Genomic DNA, 16,641 nt, shown 5'->3' with positions numbered 1-16,641 from the left:
ATTGAGCTAAATTTAAGGCGTAACTTGGGTAAGTGGTCGACCTAATTCCGTAAATCTGTTAAGGACTGCTACACGTGCATGGATTTCATTCACTTGGCTATCAAAACTCCTTGCACTGAGTTTATCTCCTAATAATTTGATGCAATGCATCTTAGTTTCAACCAAACTTCGCCGATGATAGCCTGACCATTTTTTCCATAGTGTCCTGCCTAAACGTTTAATTGTTCGAAGTAATTCATTTCGCTCTAGCGAGCTACTCTTTGTATCTTTCCATTGTTTCGCATTTTTTCTAGGTGGAATCACCGCATGCCCTTGCCGATCTGCAATGACCTGACGGCATTGCTTGGTGTCATAAGCTCCATCGGTATAAACAGAGTCAATCCGCTCATCTTGTGGAATCTGATTAAGTAAATCACCAAGCACCTGTGAATCACTGACATTATTGGTTGTAAGCTGAACTGCTCGTATTTGTAGGGTTTTAGCATCTATACCAATATGAAGTTTACGCCATTGGCGACGATATTCAGGTCCATGTTTCTTGCGTTTCCATTCGCCCTCACCTAGAAACTTCATGCCTGTAGAGTCCATGAGTAGATGCAGCCCATCGCTACTTTTTTGGTAGCTGATTACAATATCAATATGCTTTTGTCTTCTACAAAGCGTGGTGTAATCTGGAGCTATCCAATTTAATCCGCAAAGTTTAATCAGACTTTGCACAAAGCCAGTGACCATACGTAAAGACAGACGGAATAAGGATTTAATCATTAAGCAGCATTGGATGGCTGCGTCGGAGTAGGTTTGATTTCGCCCTTGTTTGCCTTTTGATGGCGCATACCATTGCGTAGCAGGATCAAACCAAATGGCAATATTTCCGCGACTCATGAGTGCTCGGTTATATGCGGGCCAATTGGTTGTGCGGTAGATTTTGTGTGTAGGCTTCTTCATTTGAAAATTATATCGCTGAAAAACCCTTTACAGATAGGTTTGTGCAACAAAGCCCTTTCAAAGCTGAATGTGGTCTCATCCAGTTATAGTAATGCTGCCATTCGGCTAGCTTGTCTTGGATATCTTCAGAATTAATATCGACAGTAGCGTAGAACTCAGATTTATCAGTCTTTTGAGAACGCTCTACCTTGCCATTCAAATGAGGTGAACCTGGTTTATTTGGCCTAAATTTGATTCCATGCTGCATCAATTTTTTCTGTACTTTTTCAGCAAAAAATTCCCGCCCACGATCGGTCTGTATTCGCTGTATGGGAAAAGGCATTTCTTCAATTACGCAGTCTAAAAAGTCGAGCGTATTCGCCGCTGTTCGGCGTTTATATATCCTTAAAACGCGATATCGTGTGCAGTCATCGATAGATGTGTACTGATTAGCCCAGGACCCAATTTACAGGTATCCATTTGAATTCTATCGCCTGGTAATGGGCGTTCATAACGAATGAAATCTACTTTACGACGGAATTTTTTAATCGGTTTGACTTGATGGGTGGATAGTACTTTATGGATAGTCGCTAAGGACAACGAGACTCCGTGCAGCCTCATCAATTCTGTTTGCAAACGTCGAGCACCCAGATTCCTAGCCGAGCGCATTTCCAATATTAAGGCCTCTAGCTCAGCATTGATTTTAGTATTTGGAGATTTTAATGGGCGTTTACTCTGACTACTTAATCCATCAATACCTTGCTCAGAATATCGTTTCCATCACTTGCGTAATGTTGGTCTAGAAATGCCACATCTCCGACAGACTAGGCCAGCATCATTGGTCTCTTCAAATAATTTAACCCATACGAGTCTTTGTTGAATTTCTCTGTTCATAGACACCAATTATATTGAAATGATGTCTATGAATCACACAATCTTTGTTGTATTTTATTTGAGAATCTAAAAAGTCAATTTATTAAGAAATATAAGTGATAAAACCTTCTCCCATAAAGGAGATGGAACTTTGAGTGTAAATTTTTTTATTGAAAGTAATCGATTTTTAAAAATCACTATTATCATACAGATGTGACATACGTTTTTGCTTAGTCTCTAAATAAGCTTTGTTGAAAATATTTAAACCAACTCTTAAAGGAATACGTTCAACAACGTTAATTCCTAAATCAGTTAAAGATTTAATTTTAAACGGATTATTTGTAATGAGTTTTACATTCTTTATTTTTAAATAATCTAACATAATAGTACACATGTCATATTTACGAGCATCTGCTGGTAAATTTAATAATAAGTTGGCATCGAGAGTGTCATGTCCTTGATCTTGGAGTGCATAGGCTCGAATTTTATTGGTTAATCCTATGCCACGACCTTCTTGGCGAAGGTATAAAATCACACCTTGACCAGCGTCATTAATCATTTTCATGGTTGAATGTAATTGGGGGCCACAGTCACATTTCAGTGAAGCAAAAGCATCACCTGTTAAACATTCTGAATGAATTCTGACGAGTACAGGTTGATTAGAAATAGTATCCATGTCTTTGGCAAGAGCGATATGTTCTTCACCAGTACTTTGGTCTTGAAATGCCATAATTTCAAAATCACCAAACGCTGTAGGTAACTTTGATTTGGAAACAAATTCTATAGCCATTGAAGAATACACCTATATAAATTTATAATTGGTAAAATTACTAAATTTACCTTAAAAGCACTTGCTAAATTTTTGTGGTTCTAAATTTCAGCGTTTTACTTCCAATTCAAGTATAGGTATTTAATAGTGAATTTTATGTGAAATATTATTAAGAATAATTTTATTGAGGTTAGAATTTTTTATAAAAATATGCAAAAGCTTCGTTTTCCACAAGCCATCCATAATCTAAAGCTTTATAGTAAGCCAATCGATTATCAACACTGATGATACAAGGTGGATATTCAGAATTCAGCAGCTTGAGGTTCATTAACAGCTGTAATGTAGATACATTGCCATTAATATTTTTTAGCCTGCTAACTTTTCGCGGTACAATGAAGTAGGTTGGTTGTAAATGTTTTAATAAACAAAGGTTTAATTTTTTTCTGTGCGCACACTATCCCGGCCGAATAAACAAAAATGTCTTAAGCAAAGATAAATGAAGAAAAATGTAAGTTAGTATAGTTCTATATTCCTAAAACAACTTGATACGGTTTAAATCCGTCTTGTACCGCCTCTGAAACTAACCGAATAAATGCTTCAGTCTTTCCAGAAGCCATCCATTGATCCAATGCTTCATAGTAAGCTAAACGATTTTCTACAGTAATCACACAGGGTGGATAGCCTGCTTTAAGCAGTTCCAGATTCATCAAAAGACGTGATGTGCGACCATTGCCATCAATGAATGGATGGATACCCACAAAATCCGCATGTACTTTGGCTGCACGTTCAATCGGGTGAAGCCAATAGTGTAAGAGTATTACCTTCTATGGCATTTGAAAGATAGGTCCAGCGGACAATAAGATCTTCTTGTAAATTTTTTACAATTGCAGGAGATAAAGGGCGATATTGATCTAATTTTTTCTTTAAATCATCAATAATTTCAAACATAACTTTAACCCTGAATGTGTCTTTCTGAATAATACATCAAAAAATAAATATCAAAAATGTAACGTTATATTATAATATTTTGGTTGAGCTATAAAGATGGTATAATGAGTACACCATTTCAAATCCTTTAGTTGGATTTGAACAAGATTATTTTTGTGATTCAATGCACTAAATCTAATTTGGGTAAAAAATGGGTATAGGTAAAATGCTATTGACTTTATAATTCACTAAATCAATAGCTTAGGATTTGAGTTCAATTCACGCCACCCCATCAGCAAAGATGAGAATTTGTATTATTTAATGAAATAAAATGAAATTTAAACAACATTTAAAATTTTTAATAAATAAGATTAAAAGATTGATAACGATGACACAATCTGTCCATGCACCCACATAAATTTGCTTATTGATTGATGAAACAAAATAGTTCTACTCATGAGCGATTAGCTGATCGTTTAGCTAATATTTTGACCATGTTAAATATGGGGTCTCATTTGAGCTCGGCTTTGTTACACAAACCTATATCTAAGGTTTATTCCACAATATAATTTTCAAATGAATAAGCCTACACCTAAAATTTATCGTACAACCAATTGGCCCGCATATAACCGAGCACTCATTAGTCGCGGAAATATTGCCATTTGGTTTGATCCTGCTACGCAATGGTATGCGCCATCAAAAGGCAAACAAGGGCGAAATCAAACCTACTCCGACGCAGCCATCCAATGCTGCTTAATGATTAAATCCTTATTCCGTCTGTCTTTACGTATGGTCACTGGCTTTGTGCAAAGTCTGATTAAACTTTGCGGATTAAATTGGATAGCTCCAGATTACACCACGCTTTGTAGAAGACAAAAGCATATTGATATTGTAATCAGCTACCAAAAAAGTAGCGATGGGCTGCATCTACTCATGGACTCTACAGGCATGAAGTTTCTAGGTGAGGGCGAATGGAAACGCAAGAAACATGGACCTGAATATCGTCGCCAATGGCGTAAACTTCATATTGGTATAGATGCTAAAACCCTACAAATACGAGCAGTTCAGCTTACAACCAATAATGTCAGTGATTCACAGGTGCTTGGTGATTTACTTAATCAGATTCCACAAGATGAGCGGATTGACTCTGTTTATACCGATGGAGCTTATGACACCAAGCAATGCCGTCAGGTCATTGCAGATCGGCAAGCGCATGCGGTGATTCCACCTAGAAAAAATGCGAAACCATGGAAAGATACAAAGAGTAGCTCGCTAGAGCGAAATGAATTACTTCGAACAATTAAACGTTTAGGCAGGACACTATGGAAAAAATGGTCAGGCTATCATCGGCGAAGTTTGGTTGAAACTAAGATGCATTGCATCAAATTATTAGGAGATAAACTCAGTGCAAGGAGTTTTGATAGCCAAGTGAATGAGATCCATGCACGTGTAGCAGTCCTTAACAGATTTACGGAATTAGGTCGACCACTTACCCAAGTTACGCCTTAAATTTGGCTCAATTAGGGGCGCTTTGCATTTCAAATCTTTGTGCAACAAAGCCCTGAAAATGAAAAAAAACAGAAAAAATAGGAGCTTAGAGCTCCTATTTTTATGTTGGCTTTCTAAGTTCCTATGTTACTTTGAAGAATACTTCATCATAATGTCCGAATACAGCTATATTTTTTTGATTTCTATAATATCACTTGATTCAATGAGCGATTGGATATTACCAAATAAACTTTGAATATAATCAGACGCTATATGGATATCTAAATCCTCCCTGCTACGCCATTCTTCTAAGAAGAAATATCTACTCGAGTCATTTTCGCTAATATAAAGCTCATATTTCAAGCATCCTTCTTCGTGAAGCGTAGGCTCTATTACACTTTTTAAAAGCGCTTCTAAAGTCTCTTTTTGATCTGACTTTGCCTTAAAGTTCGCAATTACTGAAATAGTCATTATTTCACCTTTAATTTGTTTTAGAAGTTTTCTAGTACAATTTTGCCTTTTGACTTGCCTGATTCAAGCAACTTATGCGCCTTCTCCAAGTTTGAAGCGTTAATTTTGCCTAGATTTTGGTTGAGGGTACTTCTAATTTTTTGCTGGTCAACTAATTGGGCAACCTGTTGCAACAGATCACCCTGGTTTTCAATATCATCGGTTTCATACATTGAACGAGTGAACATCAACTCCCAATGGATAGAAATAGATTTAGTCTTAAACGGCATAATATCAAATGTTTGTGGATCATCGATCAATCCAAGCTTGCCTTGTGGTGCAATCAGAGAAACTATTTGCTTGGTATATGTTTCTGTATGATTTGTAGAGAATACGTATTTTGGTTTTTCAATACCTAGTGTCTCGATTTGTGCATTTAAATCTTTGCTATGATCAATGACATGGTCGGCACCAAGTGATTCCACCCAAGATTTCGTTTCTTCACGTGAAGCTGTTGCTATAACGGTCAGATTTGTTTTTACTTTTAGGAGTTGGATAGCGATTGACCCTACACCGCCTGCACCACCAATAATTAAAATACTGCCAACTTCTGTTTCTGAAATTTGAAACCGATCAAACAGCATTTCCCATGCCGTTATTGCAGTTAATGGCAATGCTGCTGCTTCTGCATTAGATACTGTAATTGGTTTAAGACTGATAATTCGTTCATCGACTGCTTGAAACTCAGCATTACTACCATCTCGGGTTAAATCGCCAGCATACCAAACAGAATCTCCTACTTTAAACGAGGTAACTTTTGAGTCAACTTCAATAATTTCCCCAACGGCATCCCAACCTAAAATACGATTATTTGCTTCAGACGAATTTTTTCTCACTTTGGTATCAACTGGATTCACAGAGATTGCCTGAACTTTTACCAGTACATCACGCTCCTTAAGCGTAGGCTTCGCTTTTTCAATATCTACCAATGAATTTTTAAAATCATCATGGTTATTGATAACATACGATACGGCTTTCATAGATTTGTCCTTAACTTTAAAAATATAGTAAAAATGGGAGCGAGGTGCTCCCATTTTTTGTTATTCAATAATTAAAACTCTTGGCTCGTTGGGCGTAAAACAATTTCATTAATATCTACATCCGCAGGCTGTTCAATTGCATAAGCAATTGCTCGAGCGACTGAGTCAGCTGGTATGGCTTGTTTGTAGAAATCAGTAACAAACTCTGAACTTTCTTTATGAGAAGAACCGAATTTTAGTTCTGACTCAATTGCACCAGGCTCAATAGTAGTCGTTCTAATTGTTCCCCCAACTTCATGACGAAGTCCTTCAGAGATGGCTCTTACAGCAAACTTAGTACCGCTATAAACAGTACCTCCTGGACTAAATACTTTTATCCCTGCAACAGATGCGAGATTAATAAAGTGTCCAAAGTTTTGTTTTTGGAAAACAGGTAGGGTAGCTGCTATACCATAAAGAACACCTTTGATATTAATGTCGATCATACGATCCCATTCATCAACTTTTAGCTCACTTAATGGTGCAATAGACATTAATCCAGCATTGTTTACCAATACATCGATTTGACCAAATGCGCTTAATGCCTTTTCAATAAGTGCTTGTACTTCATGTGGTTTGGTTATATCCATACCAATAAATTCAGCTTGACCACCTTCAGCACGAATGTCGTGAACAATAGCCTCTAATTTTTCAGTACGTCTAGCACCAAGTACAACCTTTGCACCTTTTTTAGCAAGTAAGCGAGCAGTAGCTTCACCTAAACTACTACTTGCACCAGTGATAACAATAACTTTATTTTCTATATTATTCATACAAGTGCCCTTCAACCTATCTGTCAATCATATTTGATGGATTAAGTATTACAGCCTTGATAGGTATAATAAATGAATAATATTATCTTTCAGAATTCCTATTTACGGAATAATTACCAGACCACAGGATTGGACATGCAGAACAAATTGGAAATGATGCGTATCTTTTGTGTCGCAGCAGAGTCTCGAAATTTTAAAGAGGCAGCCACTCAGCTCGGTATTTCCCCGCAGCTAGTGACACGGGCAATAAAAGAGCTAGAAGAGCAGCGCGGAGAGATTCTGTTCTACAGGAGTACTCGACAAATTAAAATTACTGCTGATGGTGAGCGTTTGGCAAAGCAAGCACGTTTTGCGGTGGGATCCATTGATGCTCTGCTTGTAAAAGACACCAAGGAAAAACGAGATGAAATGCGTGGGACTGTCCGTCTTACTGTTTCGTCAGTGTTAGGGCGTAAATTGGTAGTACCTGCACTAGCAGAATTTGCCACACGTTACCCAGATATTGTCGTGGATTGTGTGCTAACAGATTCACACTCGGATGTGATCGATGAGCGGATAGATATCGGGATCAGATTTGGATTTTTGCCGGACAATCGATATGTGGCAAGGGAATTGGCTAAAGTGAACTTTTATTCTGTGGGTACGCCAGAGTTAATTGATAAGGTTGGAATGCCAAAAAAAATTATTGACCTTGATAAATACCCTCTAACAGCACTAGTCGATCATAAAACAGGGCGTTACTGGCCATGGACATTCACCGAAAGTCGAAGCTTTACGCCATCAAAGCCCCGTTTTATTACAGATGATCTTGAAGCTGAATTTCAAGCTATTCTCGCTGGAGTCGGATTCGGACACATGCCTGGATTTCTAGTTTTGCCGTGGCTTAGGAGTGGTAAGCTCATTCAGATACTTCATGAGGAAACCTCTCCCGTTTGGCGCCTGTATTTATATCGTCCACAGCGGGGCCCGACACCTTTGCGAATCCGAGCATTGTTTGATTACTTAGCGGAAGTGCTGGGCCATATAGAAACCTGAATCAGATGGAACTAACCTTTTTTCTAGAAAGTAGAAATCAAATAAGACCATCATGTATTTAGCGTAACTACAATTTTTCCTATTTGCTGATTTGATTCAAGATAGCGCTGAGCGTCATGCATGTCCTCAAAGTTAAAGCAACAGTCGATCACTGGACGAAGATATCCTGCACCTATACTGCTAAGAATAAATCGTCTGGCTTGCTCCCTTAGAACAGGATCATGGAGAACCTCAAGGAACAAAAAACCTCGCATGGTTAAGCTCTTGCGTAATGCAACTTTAAGAGGAAATGGTGTGATCTCCGGGCTAAGTGCACCATGCATAACCATAGTTCCTCCCACAGACATCGCTTTTGCAATCTGTTCAATATGTGGCCCTCCTACAGCATCGAAGGCGACATCAAGATATTCTCCACCCAAACGTGAAACAAGCGCCTCATACAAATCTGGTTCATCTTCACTGGCTATAACATCTTTAACACCGAGATCTAGTAAACGTTGCTTTTTCTCTATCGTTTGTGTACTTGCAATGACCTTAGCACCCGCTGCTTCAGCTATCTGTATCGCAGCTAATCCTACACTACTTGAAGCTGCTGTGATCAAGATCGTTTTTCCTTTCGAAACTCCACCAGCATGGATTACACCACCCCAAGCCGTCAAATACTGCATCCAGATTGAAGAAGCTTCTTCCCAACTTAAACTATCGGGTTTGTGAACTAAAAAAGTTTCTGGAATCAGAAGCTTGTCCGCATATGTCCCATATTTGGCTAGATTGTCAGTCGGAAGAATCGATACTGCATCTCCTGGAGAAAATTGGCGTACACCTTCACCTATCGCCAGAACTACGCCTGCTCCCTCATATCCCAGACGAGAGGGGAATACTGCCTTTTGAATATAAGTACCACGCCGAAACATTACATCAGCCCGGTTGAGTCCGATCGTTTTCATCTGGATTAGAACTTCTCCTGCGGCTGGTAAAGCCACAGGAAGTGTTTCTAATGTCAGAACATCTGTATCTCCAATAGAATTGAAGCGCCAAGTCTTGGCCTGAAGTGAGTTAAATGACATCAATAACTACCTTAATATTGGCAGAGCGATCTTGAACAGCATCATGAGCCTCAATCGCTTGGTCTAGTGTAAAATGACGAGGATCAACAATAGCACGCAGTTTACCTTCCTCAACGAGACGAGTAGCGATCTTAAGGACATCACCATGATGAGAACGGCGATTGCCTGTTAACATCGGCAATAGGACGAATACGCCAGACAGTGTGGCACACCGTAGAGATGAACTCGCTAAATGATGATTACCAAATGCAGCACAGCTGGTAATGTGGCCATAGTGAGTTGTCATGGAAAGTGAAGCTTCGAGTACTGGACCACCCACAGTGTCGTAAACAATGTTAAAACCTTGACCCTCAGGGCTTGCAGCAATAATGTCATCGGAAGATGCTGTTGTGTAATCGAGAGGTGTTGCACCGAGTTCTGAAATCAGTGATTGATCAGCTGTACGACCAGTCGCCCAAACATTTGCATCAAGTGCTTTTGCAAGCTGAACCACCATATAACCAACGCCACCAGCACCACCCTGAACCAGTACAGTTTGACCTGGTTGGACCTTCGCATGATCCACTAAACCTTCCCAAGCGGTGAGGAACGTCAATGGTAGTACTGCTGCCTCGCGCATAGAGATATTCCGTGGCTTTAATGCGATCAGATCAGCATCTGCTACAACATATTCTGCTAAAGATCCTTGAAGACCACGAACGCCACCAATCAGACCGTAAACTTCATCTCCGACGTTGAAGTGGGTGACACCTTCACCAACAGCAGTGACAACCCCAGCCATATCTGTTCCCAACACGGCAGGAAGCTCTGGCATAGCATATGGTGCTTCACCAAGACGAATTTTATAATCAATAGGGTTTACACCACTAGCATGAATACGTACTAGAACTTGCCCAGCCTCAGGTTGAGGTATAGGGAGTTCTACACGTTTAAATTCATGATCACCAAAATTTTCTAAGATAAGAGCATTCATCATCTTATTCATAGTTATTCCTTATTCTTAACTGGGGGATGGTATGCACAGTACCAAAGTAAATTAATCCTATAAATGATATTTATAGGATTTGATAATTCCTAAATAATGAATAATAAATATTATCCGCTCACTAAAAATATTCTAGTACAGTCTGTAAAGGCAGTTTAATCTAAACTGTCGGTAGTATTTTCAAGGCTTGAAACGTTCAAAATATCTACAAAGTGGCTAAAATTTGAAACATAATTCTAAAAGGTCACAGCATCACAAAGAACATGAGCCAAAATAAAAAATGGGAGCTAAAAGTCCCATTCTTTGTGACTTTAGCATCAGCTCTACGATGTTAATTTAAAAAAAACTAAAAAACAGGGATAGAAAATTTTCGCTAAAGAGCTTTTTGATTTTCGATTTATAAAAAAAATGCTTTTTTTATACTATGGGGTACTATAGTATAAAAGCTAGCAAATAAGGAGGTCTGATGCCTAATCAGGTTGAAGACAAAAAAAAGATTCTTCTACGCGTCAGAAGGATCAAAGGTCAGACACAAGCGATTGAAAAAGCGTTAGAAGACAATGTGGAATGTGGTGCAATTCTGCAACAAATATGCTCTGTGCGTGGTGCTATTAATGGTTTAATGAATGAGATGTTAGAGGTTCATTTAAAGGACACTTTAGTATCAGGTGAAACCACAGAACAACAACGAAAAGAAGAATTGGCTGAAATCGCCAAAATTCTAAAATCATATTTAAAATAGATCTGTATAAGGAATTATTCCATGAAGTCACGTGCTGCCGTTGCGTTTGGTCCTGGTCAACCTCTTCAAATTGTTGAAGTTGATGTTGCACCACCGAAGAAAGGTGAAGTATTAATCAAGATCTCCCATACCGGTGTGTGTCATACAGACGCATTTACTTTATCTGGCGATGATCCTGAAGGTGTTTTTCCCGCTATTCTCGGGCATGAAGGTGCTGGTGTTGTAGTTGAGGTGGGTGAAGGCGTGACTAGCGTCAAACCAGGTGATCATGTAATTCCACTTTACACTGCTGAATGTGGCGAGTGCGTATTCTGTAAATCTGGAAAATCGAACTTGTGTATTTCCGTTCGTGAAACTCAAGGTAGGGGTGTAATGCCAGATGGCACCACTCGTTTTTCCTACAATGGTCAACCGATTTACCACTATATGGGCTGCTCAACGTTCAGTGAATACACGGTAGTGGCAGAAGTATCATTGGCTAAAATCAATCCTGAAGCCAATCACGAACATGTCTGCTTACTAGGTTGTGGTGTCACAACGGGTATCGGTGCAGTACACAACACGGCTAAAGTACAAGAAGGTGATAGTGTTGCGGTCTTTGGTTTAGGTGGTATTGGTCTGGCAGTCGTACAAGCCGCACGTCAAGCTAAAGCAGGGCGTATTATTGTGGTTGACATGAATCCAGATAAATTTGCGCTGGCAAAAGAGTTTGGTGCAACGGACTTCTTGAACCCTAAAGACTACGACAAACCAATCCAGCAAGTCATTGTCGAAATGACTGGCTGGGGTGTAGATCATTCATTTGAATGTATTGGTAACGTGAATGTAATGCGTGCGGCCCTTGAAAGTGCACACCGTGGCTGGGGACAATCCGTAATTATTGGTGTAGCTGGCGCAGGTCAAGAAATCTCTACCCGTCCATTCCAACTGGTTACTGGTCGTAAATGGTTAGGTTCTGCCTTTGGTGGCGTAAAAGGTCGTACGCAACTTCCAGGAATGGTTGAAGATGCCATGAAAGGTAAAATTCAATTAGAACCATTTGTGACACACACCATGGGCTTGGATCAGATCAATGAAGCCTTTGATCTAATGCATGAAGGTAAGTCAATTCGTACTGTAATTCATTACGAATAATTCCGTCAGACCTTATACTTTTCCATGCATGTGAATCATGATTAACATGCATGGAATCCTCTAAAAAGGCACATCATCTGTAAAATAGATCTATCTATGTATCCATCATGTATAGGTTCAACAAACCTGCCTACATTTTAAATCTTTATGACTATTCTCTGTGGAGAATGTCGGACTCTTTGTTTACTCGATTTCTCATGAAGTCTTGCTCAACATAGGTAATTGATTATGGAAATAATTGAGAAACATGCTTCTTTTGGTGGATCGCAAGAAGTGTATCGCCATCAGTCAATAGCATTAAACTGTTCAATGAAATTCTCAATATATCTGCCACCTCATGACAAAGATGAGCGGTTGCCAGTTTTATATTGGTTATCAGGACTGACTTGCAACGAACAGAACTTTATTACTAAAGCCGGAGCACAAAAGTATGCGGCTGAACATAAAGTCATTGTTGTTGCACCAGATACCAGCCCACGTGGAGAGGATGTACCAGATCATGCAGATTATGATTTAGGCCAAGGCGCAGGATTCTATGTGAATGCAACACAAGCACCCTGGTCACAGCATTTCAAAATGTATGATTATATTGTGGAAGAACTCAGAAATCTGATTGACCTGAATTTTCCGACCAATCAAGTCCAAAGTATTATGGGTCATAGCATGGGTGGTCATGGTGCATTAGTCATTGGTTTAAAAAACCCTGAGCTGTATAAAAGTATTTCTGCTTTTGCACCAATTGTTGCACCTAGCCAAGTACCTTGGGGGAAAAAGGCTTTCACACACTACCTAGGTGAAACCGAAACTTTATGGAAAAGCTATGATGCGATTGAATTAATCAAAAACGCTGAAGTTCATTTACCTATTTTAGTCGACCAGGGAACAGCTGATGATTTTCTTGAAGAACAGTTAAGACCTAAGCTTCTTAGTGATATGTGTTTGGAACAAGAATATCCTCTTACACTTAACCTAAGAGAAGGGTATGACCATAGCTATTACTTCATTGCGAGCTTTATAGAGAAACATATAGAGTTTCACAGCAAATTCCTAGCTAAATAACTTTCATAGATATGAGGATGTGCAATGTTGTTCTTGAATGCTTCTTGAGCAATATAATTTCCAGATGAAGAGGTCAGCTTATAAATCTAAGGACGAATCAATTGATCCTTATATAACTAAGATTGAATTTAATCATCTCATATCTTGATTTTTTGATTCAAATGTTAATGATCTTAACTTGAATAAATTCATAGCATTATGTCGAAATAAACATCCAAATTTTGGCTCTGCTATGGAAAATTGTTTTTAACCTTTGTACAACAAAACTTTCTGACATGCATACATTAGCAATGTCAGTATGAGTTTTAATTTTAATCAATTGTGGAGTTTTAGTCATGCTTAAAACAGCTTTATATGTCCGCCTTGAAGCTAAACCAGGTAAAGAAGACGAAGTGGAAGCTTTCCTTAAAGCCGGTTTACCTATTGTAATGGAAGAACCCGCGACAGTTGCGTGGTTTGGCCTACGTCTTGGACCTACAACATTTGGTATATTTGATGCATTTCCTGATGAGGCAGGTCGCCAAGCACATTTATCTGGCAAGGTTGCAGCTGCTTTGATGGCTCAGGCCGATGAGCTATTTTCAGAGCCACCGTCTATTGAAAAAGTAGATGTTTTGGCGAGTAAACTACCAGCTCATACCGACGCTTAAATGTATGAGGGTGCTGCCTGAAATTTTGAATGAAAGGCAGCACTTCAACCCTGTGAGGTTTGTCAGAGGCTTTTTATTCAAGTTGGGCTACTTATTTAATGGCTTAATCTCACCATTTACATGGGTCAATATCCAAAACAGGGTAAATAAACGAATGCACCTATGTACATGCTTTACATTGAACCAATCTATCTAATTTAGCGCTGCATTTGTACATCTGCTAAACCGTGCCAATCTGCTTTTAAATATTCAATCACCTCTGTTTTGTATAAGTCATTCACTGTTTTAGCCAATGCGTTCACGACCATGTCAGTAGTCATTCGTGTTGATACCTTTCATCCAACAATCGCTCGTGAAAATACATCAATAATCAAAGTGGTATAGAACAACCCTGAATGTGTTTAACCATCACTCAAGTTGGCAAGCTGAAATAATTTTTTTAAAAAAATAGACGACTGGTCTATTTTTATGTATAGTTAGCACATGGTGCAGTCAAAAGCCGCAGTGTTGTCCAATTTTTTAAAGTTTATTTGATGAATAACGGTGGTTTTTCAAATCAATTAACTGATCATCCTAGGATAAAAATATGCTGAATTTTAACTTTTATAATCCGACCCGCATTATTTTTGGTGGCGATACAATAGTTAAAATCAATGACTATGTGCCTACAGAAGCAAAAGTATTAATGTTGTTTGGTGGTGAAAGTGCACGTAAGAATGGTACTTTAGCTGAAGTGCGTGAAGCATTAGGTGCAAGAGAAATTCATGAATTTGGCGGAATTGAGCCGAATCCGAGTTATGAAACCCTCATGAAAGCTGTAGAGCTGATTCGTGAACAAAAGATTGATTTCTTGATGGCTGTCGGTGGTGGATCGGTAATTGACGGTACTAAATTTATTGCAGCAGCAGTCAATTATACAGGGGATACATGGGAGATTTTAGAAACCCATGGTAATAAAATTACCCAAGCTTTGCCTTTTGCGAGTGTACTCACCCTTCCGGCAACTGGTTCAGAAATGAATAGTGGTGGGGTAGTCACCAGAAAATCGACCCAAGCCAAATTGTCATTTAGCAGCCCCTATGTTTTTCCGCAATTTTCCATACTGGATCCGAATAAAACTTTTAGCTTGCCGACGCGCCAGTTAGCAAATGGCGTGGTTGATGCATTTATTCATGTCATGGAACAGTACTTAACTTACCCTGTCAATGCACAAGTACAAGATCGTTTTGCCGAAGGTCTATTGCAAACTCTGATTGAGATTGGACCAAAAATCTTGGAAGATTCAGCAGATTATGACACGCGTGCGAATTTGATGTGGGCTGCTAGCATGGCACTGAATGGGCTAATTGGAGCTGGTGTACCACAAGATTGGTCAACCCATTTGATTGGACATGAGCTCACGGCTTTATATGGTATTGATCATGCTCGTACCTTGGCCATTGTGTTGCCGGCCAATCTACAAGTGCGTCGTCAAGAGAAGCGAGAAAAATTACTACAGTATGCAGCTCAAGTCTGGCAGATTGTCGAAGGTGATGAAGAACAACGTATTGATACTGCTATTGCTCGTACTCGAGCCTTCTTTGAGCAACTTGGATTGCCGACTCGTCTTAGCAATTATCAATTGGGGGCGACAGATATTGAGATCATCATTACGCAACTCGAATCACATAATCTGACCCAGCTAGGCGAACATAAAAATGTTTCATTAGAGATCAGTCGCCAAATTCTCGAGACGAGCCTCTAAACAAGAGTATCTGTCATGGTCATCCCACATAGGTGTGATCATGCAACGATGTTTCCCAATCCTAAAAATTATCAGAGAAATAACATGAAAATTTTAATCGTTTTAACCTCACATGATCAACTTGGCAATACTGGTAAGAAAACAGGTTTCTGGCTAGAGGAACTTGCTGCACCGTATTACACCTTTATTGACTCTGGTGCTGAAGTTACGCTGGCATCGCCTCAAGGTGGGCAGCCCCCACTAGATCCGAAAAGTAATTTAGCCGATGCGCAAACTGAAACCACTCATCGTTTTGAAGCTGATCCAACTGCAATGCAAGCATTGGCACAGACGCATAAACTTAGCGAAATCTCTGTAGCTGATTATGATGCGGTGTTTTATCCAGGCGGGCATGGCCCATTGTGGGATTTAGCAGAAGATCCGATTTCAATTTCTCTGATTGAACAGGCGATTCAGTCTGGCAAACCTGTTGCAGCAGTGTGTCATGCCCCAGGTGTTCTTCGTCATGTGAAAGCGAGTAATGGAGCGCCTTTAGTTAGCGGTAAATTAGTGACTGGTTTCACTAATACTGAGGAGGCCGCTGTAGGTTTGACTGAAATTGTACCATTTTTAGTCGAAGACATGCTTAAAGAAAACGGTGGTCATTATTCTAAAGTGGATGATTGGCAAGTATATGTTCAAGTAGATGGCTTGCTGGTTACTGGACAAAATCCAGCATCTTCTGCTGCAACTGCCTCAGCATTACTTCAATTGTTGAAATAAAGAGTAGCTAGTGTCTGTTGTGGTGCTTAGCAGTGAATAAAACTTCTGACTCTGAGCAACTGGCGCAATAAGCAAAATAACCCTCATTTAATGGTGAAGGGCCTGAGTGAATAGCTTTCCTTCCTTTATTTTTTCTATATACAGGAAGGAAGGGTATTTTTTTAATTTAGATCAATTAAG

General features: G+C 39.3%; 15 protein-coding genes and 4 pseudogenes. 9 read left to right on the top strand and 10 right to left on the bottom strand.

Annotation, left to right across the window (positions count from 1 at the left end):
- Positions 1-12 precede the first annotated feature (12 nt).
- The 4 genes and pseudogenes from AC4MC0_RS13180 to AC4MC0_RS13165 form a co-directional block, all read right to left on the bottom strand.
- Positions 13-945 (bottom strand): IS5 family transposase, encoded by a 933-nt coding sequence (locus AC4MC0_RS13180; RefSeq protein ID WP_114392660.1) that lies wholly within the window; start codon positions 943-945, stop codon positions 13-15.
- 52 nt (positions 946-997) lie between these two features.
- Positions 998-1,818, bottom strand: a pseudogene (locus tag AC4MC0_RS13175) (IS481 family transposase); the annotation flags it as partial.
- 166 nt (positions 1,819-1,984) lie between these two features.
- On the bottom strand, positions 1,985-2,587 hold the full coding sequence (ribA, locus tag AC4MC0_RS13170) for a GTP cyclohydrolase II (RefSeq protein WP_336000434.1): 603 nt from the start codon (positions 2,585-2,587) through the stop codon (positions 1,985-1,987).
- A 503-nt stretch (positions 2,588-3,090) separates the two neighbouring features.
- A pseudogene (locus AC4MC0_RS13165) lies at positions 3,091-3,514 on the bottom strand (Fic family protein).
- A gap of 413 nt (positions 3,515-3,927) precedes the next feature.
- Between AC4MC0_RS13165 and AC4MC0_RS13160 the strand changes: the two are divergent.
- A pseudogene (locus AC4MC0_RS13160) lies at positions 3,928-4,026 on the top strand (helix-turn-helix transcriptional regulator); the annotation flags it as partial.
- A gap of 43 nt (positions 4,027-4,069) precedes the next feature.
- Positions 4,070-5,002 carry an IS5 family transposase gene (locus AC4MC0_RS13155; protein WP_491887123.1) on the top strand — a complete coding sequence of 311 codons (933 nt, stop codon included), beginning with the start codon at positions 4,070-4,072 and terminating at the stop codon, positions 5,000-5,002.
- Between the two features lie 165 nt (positions 5,003-5,167).
- Here the strand turns inward: AC4MC0_RS13155 and AC4MC0_RS13150 are convergent, their stop codons facing one another.
- From AC4MC0_RS13150 to AC4MC0_RS13140, 3 genes are all read right to left on the bottom strand, one after another.
- On the bottom strand, positions 5,168-5,452 hold the full coding sequence (locus AC4MC0_RS13150; RefSeq protein ID WP_336000438.1) for a putative quinol monooxygenase: 285 nt from the start codon (positions 5,450-5,452) through the stop codon (positions 5,168-5,170).
- A 20-nt stretch (positions 5,453-5,472) separates the two neighbouring features.
- Positions 5,473-6,471, bottom strand: a complete 999-nt coding sequence (locus tag AC4MC0_RS13145; protein ID WP_336000440.1) for a zinc-binding alcohol dehydrogenase family protein — start codon at positions 6,469-6,471, stop codon at positions 5,473-5,475.
- A 71-nt stretch (positions 6,472-6,542) separates the two neighbouring features.
- Positions 6,543-7,283, bottom strand: coding sequence for an SDR family oxidoreductase (locus AC4MC0_RS13140; protein WP_336000442.1), 741 nt, complete (start codon positions 7,281-7,283; stop codon positions 6,543-6,545).
- 135 nt (positions 7,284-7,418) lie between these two features.
- On the opposite strand from AC4MC0_RS13140, the gene AC4MC0_RS13135 reads away from it, so the two are divergent.
- On the top strand, positions 7,419-8,318 hold the full coding sequence (locus AC4MC0_RS13135; RefSeq protein WP_336000466.1) for a LysR family transcriptional regulator: 900 nt from the start codon (positions 7,419-7,421) through the stop codon (positions 8,316-8,318).
- A 50-nt stretch (positions 8,319-8,368) separates the two neighbouring features.
- On the opposite strand, the gene AC4MC0_RS13130 is transcribed toward AC4MC0_RS13135, so the two are convergent.
- Positions 8,369-9,385, bottom strand: a complete 1,017-nt coding sequence (locus AC4MC0_RS13130; RefSeq protein ID WP_159373112.1) for a zinc-dependent alcohol dehydrogenase family protein — start codon at positions 9,383-9,385, stop codon at positions 8,369-8,371.
- Complete coding sequence (locus AC4MC0_RS13125) at positions 9,375-10,370, bottom strand: zinc-dependent alcohol dehydrogenase family protein (protein WP_159373113.1); 996 nt, start codon at positions 10,368-10,370, stop codon at positions 9,375-9,377. Before AC4MC0_RS13125 ends, AC4MC0_RS13130 begins: the two co-directional genes overlap by 11 nt.
- A 466-nt stretch (positions 10,371-10,836) precedes the next feature.
- On the opposite strand from AC4MC0_RS13125, the gene AC4MC0_RS13120 reads away from it, so the two are divergent.
- From AC4MC0_RS13120 to AC4MC0_RS13105, 4 genes are all read left to right on the top strand, one after another.
- Positions 10,837-11,112, top strand: a complete 276-nt coding sequence (locus AC4MC0_RS13120; RefSeq protein ID WP_001133625.1) for a metal/formaldehyde-sensitive transcriptional repressor — start codon at positions 10,837-10,839, stop codon at positions 11,110-11,112.
- 21 nt (positions 11,113-11,133) lie between these two features.
- Entirely contained in the window at positions 11,134-12,246 is a 1,113-nt protein-coding gene (locus AC4MC0_RS13115) for an S-(hydroxymethyl)glutathione dehydrogenase/class III alcohol dehydrogenase (RefSeq protein WP_000842149.1), read from the top strand.
- Positions 12,247-12,474: 228 nt separating this feature from the next.
- Positions 12,475-13,305, top strand: coding sequence for an S-formylglutathione hydrolase (gene fghA, locus AC4MC0_RS13110; protein ID WP_336000448.1), 831 nt, complete (start codon positions 12,475-12,477; stop codon positions 13,303-13,305).
- Between the two features lie 335 nt (positions 13,306-13,640).
- A complete protein-coding gene (locus AC4MC0_RS13105) occupies positions 13,641-13,955 on the top strand; it encodes a putative quinol monooxygenase (RefSeq protein ID WP_004812141.1) in 315 nt (104 codons plus the stop codon).
- An 87-nt stretch (positions 13,956-14,042) separates the two neighbouring features.
- Here AC4MC0_RS13105 and AC4MC0_RS13100 read toward each other — a convergent pair.
- A pseudogene (locus tag AC4MC0_RS13100) lies at positions 14,043-14,356 on the bottom strand (IS3 family transposase); the annotation flags it as partial.
- Between the two features lie 185 nt (positions 14,357-14,541).
- On the opposite strand from AC4MC0_RS13100, the gene AC4MC0_RS13095 reads away from it, so the two are divergent.
- Entirely contained in the window at positions 14,542-15,699 is a 1,158-nt protein-coding gene (locus AC4MC0_RS13095; protein WP_336000453.1) for an iron-containing alcohol dehydrogenase, read from the top strand.
- An 84-nt stretch (positions 15,700-15,783) separates the two neighbouring features.
- Positions 15,784-16,461: a type 1 glutamine amidotransferase domain-containing protein gene (locus AC4MC0_RS13090; protein ID WP_004915316.1), complete on the top strand. Its 678-nt coding sequence runs from the start codon at positions 15,784-15,786 to the stop codon at positions 16,459-16,461.
- Positions 16,462-16,641: the final 180 nt, after the last annotated feature.

Source organism: Acinetobacter sp. CAU_H_S139_7 (assembly GCF_058599305.1).
This window is presented reverse-complemented; position numbering and strand designations above follow the sequence as displayed.

Coding starts and splice junctions, on each gene's coding strand:
- AC4MC0_RS13140 (WP_336000442.1), bottom strand. CDS start 7,283: ATGAATAATATAGAAAATAAAGTTATTGTTATCACTGGTGCAAGTAGT.
- AC4MC0_RS13115 (WP_000842149.1), top strand. CDS start 11,134: ATGAAGTCACGTGCTGCCGTTGCGTTTGGTCCTGGTCAACCTCTTCAA.
- AC4MC0_RS13120 (WP_001133625.1), top strand. CDS start 10,837: ATGCCTAATCAGGTTGAAGACAAAAAAAAGATTCTTCTACGCGTCAGA.
- AC4MC0_RS13135 (WP_336000466.1), top strand. CDS start 7,419: ATGCAGAACAAATTGGAAATGATGCGTATCTTTTGTGTCGCAGCAGAG.
- AC4MC0_RS13095 (WP_336000453.1), top strand. CDS start 14,542: ATGCTGAATTTTAACTTTTATAATCCGACCCGCATTATTTTTGGTGGC.
- AC4MC0_RS13125 (WP_159373113.1), bottom strand. CDS start 10,370: ATGAATAAGATGATGAATGCTCTTATCTTAGAAAATTTTGGTGATCAT.
- AC4MC0_RS13130 (WP_159373112.1), bottom strand. CDS start 9,385: ATGTCATTTAACTCACTTCAGGCCAAGACTTGGCGCTTCAATTCTATT.
- AC4MC0_RS13150 (WP_336000438.1), bottom strand. CDS start 5,452: ATGACTATTTCAGTAATTGCGAACTTTAAGGCAAAGTCAGATCAAAAA.
- AC4MC0_RS13090 (WP_004915316.1), top strand. CDS start 15,784: ATGAAAATTTTAATCGTTTTAACCTCACATGATCAACTTGGCAATACT.
- ribA (WP_336000434.1), bottom strand. CDS start 2,587: ATGGCTATAGAATTTGTTTCCAAATCAAAGTTACCTACAGCGTTTGGT.
- AC4MC0_RS13180 (WP_114392660.1), bottom strand. CDS start 945: ATGAAGAAGCCTACACACAAAATCTACCGCACAACCAATTGGCCCGCA.
- AC4MC0_RS13145 (WP_336000440.1), bottom strand. CDS start 6,471: ATGAAAGCCGTATCGTATGTTATCAATAACCATGATGATTTTAAAAAT.
- AC4MC0_RS13105 (WP_004812141.1), top strand. CDS start 13,641: ATGCTTAAAACAGCTTTATATGTCCGCCTTGAAGCTAAACCAGGTAAA.
- AC4MC0_RS13155 (WP_491887123.1), top strand. CDS start 4,070: ATGAATAAGCCTACACCTAAAATTTATCGTACAACCAATTGGCCCGCA.
- fghA (WP_336000448.1), top strand. CDS start 12,475: ATGGAAATAATTGAGAAACATGCTTCTTTTGGTGGATCGCAAGAAGTG.